Here is a 3,048-nt window from a genome sequence, read left to right as displayed (position 1 = left end):
GTCCGATTGACAAGACGATAGCAAGGCAATTCTTCCGATTAGCTTGTCATGCATACAACATTACCCTTGTCCGATTTCAAAAGGCGGACATGAGGCCGATACTCAAGGCTTTTTAGGGTTGTATGGTTAAGTGACGAAGCGTATACGGTGGATGCCTTGGCAGTTAGAGGCGATGAAGGACGTGTAAGTCTGCGAAAAGCTGTGGTGAGCCGACAAAATGCATTTGAGCCACAGATGTCCGAATGGGGAAACCCACCTATTTATAGGTATCTGCACCTGAATACATAGGGTGTAGAGGCGAACGAGGGGAACTGAAACATCTAAGTACCCTTAGGAAAAGAAATCAACCGAGATTCCCCTAGTAGCGGCGAGCGAACGGGGAGCAGCCCTTAAGCTGCATAGAATTTAGTGGAATCCTTTGGGAAGAGGAGCGATACAGGGTGATAGCCCCGTACACGAAGAAGTCTATGCAGTGAAATCGAGTAGGTCGGGACACGTGTTATCTTGACTGAATATGGGGGGACCATCCTCCAAGGCTAAATACTCCTAACTGACCGATAGTGAACCAGTACCGTGAGGGAAAGGCGAAAAGAACCCCTGTGAGGGGAGTGAAATAGAACCTGAAACCGTATACGTACAAGCAGTGGGAGCACCTTCGTGGTGTGACTGCGTACCTTTTGTATAATGGGTCAGCGACTTATATTTAGTAGCAAGGTTAAGTGAATAACGGAGCCGTAGCGAAAGCGAGTGTTAACTGCGCGTTTAGTTGCTAGGTATAGACCCGAAACCCGGTGATCTAGCCATGGGCAGGTTGAAGGTTGAGTAACATCAACTGGAGGACCGAACCGACTAACGTTGAAAAGTTAGCGGATGACTTGTGGCTGGGGGTGAAAGGCCAATCAAACCGGGAGATAGCTGGTTCTCCCCGAAATCTATTTAGGTAGAGCCTCGGACGAATTCCATTGGGGGTAGAGCACTGTTAAGGCTAGGGGGTCATCCCGACTTACCAACCCTTTGCAAACTCCGAATACCAATGAGAACTATCCGGGAGACACACGGCGGGTGCTAACGTCCGTCGTGGAGAGGGAAACAACCCAGACCGCCAGCTAAGGTCCCAAAATATTGCTAAGTGGGAAACGATGTGGGAAGGCATAGACAGCTAGGAGGTTGGCTTAGAAGCAGCCACCCTTTAAAGAAAGCGTAATAGCTCACTAGTCGAGTCGGCCTGCGCGGAAGATGTAACGGGGCTAAGCAATATACCGAAGCTGCGGCAGCATGTTTACATGCTGGGTAGGGGAGCGTTGTGTAAGTGGATGAAGGTGAGTTGTAAAGCTTGCTGGACATATCACAAGTGCGAATGCTGACATGAGTAACGATAATGGGAGTGAAAAACTCCCACGCCGGAAGACCAAGGTTTCCTGTCCCATGCTAATCAGGGCAGGGTAAGTCGGCCCCTAAGGCGAGGCAGAAATGCGTAGTCGATGGGAAACGGGTTAATATTCCCGTACTTATATAATCAGTGATGGAGGGACGGAGAAGGCTAGGCAAGCTTGGCGTTGGTTGTCCAAGTGAAAGCGAGTAGGTTGGAAACTTAGGTAAATCCGGGTTTCTAAGACTGAGACGCGAGACGAGCCACTACGGTGGTGAAGTTGTTGATGCCCTGCTTCCAGGAAAAGCTTCTAAACTTATGATTATATGAACCGTACCCCAAACCGACACAGGTGGTCAGGTAGAGAATACTAAGGCGCTTGAGAGAACTCGGGTGAAGGAACTCGGCAAAATTGTACCGTAACTTCGGGAGAAGGTACGCCCCTGTTTGTGAACGCTTCGCGCGGTAAGCAGATGGGGGCCGCAGTGACCAGGTGGCTGGGACTGTTTATTAAAAACACAGCACTCTGCAAACTCGTAAGAGGACGTATAGGGTGTGACACCTGCCCGGTGCCGGAAGGTTAATTGATGGGGTTAGCGTAAGCGAAGCTCTTGATCGAAGCCCCGGTAAACGGCGGCCGTAACTATAACGGTCCTAAGGTAGCGAAATTCCTTGTCGGGTAAGTTCCGACCTGCACGAATGGTGTAACCATGGCCACGCTGTCTCCACCCGAGACTCAGTGAAATTGAAATCGCAGTGAAGATGCTGTGTACCCGCACCTAGACGGAAAGACCCCGTGAACCTTTACTACAGCTTGGCACTGAACATTGAACCTACATGTGTAGGATAGGTGGGAGGCTTTGAAGCACAGTCGCTAGATTGTGTGGAGCCGTCCTTGAAATACCACCCTTGTATGTTTGATGTTCTAACATTGGTCCCTAATCGGGATTGTGGACAGTGTCTGGTGGGTAGTTTGACTGGGGCGGTCTCCTCCCAAATAGTAACGGAGGAGCACGAAGGTTAGCTAATCACGGTCGGACATCGTGAGGTTAGTGCAATGGCATAAGCTAGCTTAACTGCGAGACAGACACGTCGAGCAGGTACGAAAGTAGGTCATAGTGATCCGGTGGTTCTGTATGGAAGGGCCATCGCTCAACGGATAAAAGGTACTCCGGGGATAACAGGCTGATACCGCCCAAGAGTTCATATCGACGGCGGTGTTTGGCACCTCGATGTCGGCTCATCACATCCTGGGGCTGAAGTCGGTCCCAAGGGTATGGCTGTTCGCCATTTAAAGTGGTACGCGAGCTGGGTTTAGAACGTCGTGAGACAGTTCGGTCCCTATCTGGTGTGGGCGTTGGATGATTGATGGGAGCTGCTCCTAGTACGAGAGGACCGGAGTGGACGAACCGCTGGTGTTCGGGTTGTCATGCCAATGGCATTGCCCGGTAGCTACGTTCGGAACGGATAACCGCTGAAAGCATCTAAGCGGGAAGCCGGCCCAAAGATGAGTCATCCCTGACCTTTAAGGTCTGGAAGGGTTGTTATAGACGATGACGTTGATAGGCAGGGTGTGGAAGCGTTGTAAGGCGTTAAGCTAACCTGTACTAATTGCCCGAGAGGCTTAACCATACAACGCCCAAGAGGCTTTAGGCTCTGGTGTGTTGTAGACAAGCTAA

At 50.7% G+C, this 3,048-nt stretch carries 1 rRNA gene; it reads left to right on the top strand.

Annotated features, from left to right (window positions below):
* Positions 1–124 precede the first annotated feature (124 nt).
* Positions 125–3,001 (top strand): 23S ribosomal RNA (locus EYR97_RS21715).
* Positions 3,002–3,048 lie beyond the last annotated feature (47 nt).

This window comes from Alteromonas sp. KUL42, assembly GCF_006538325.1.
Lineage (GTDB): Bacteria > Pseudomonadota > Gammaproteobacteria > Enterobacterales > Alteromonadaceae > Alteromonas.
The sequence above is the reverse complement of the archived record's forward strand: the minus strand, read 5'-3'. Positions and strand labels throughout refer to the sequence as shown.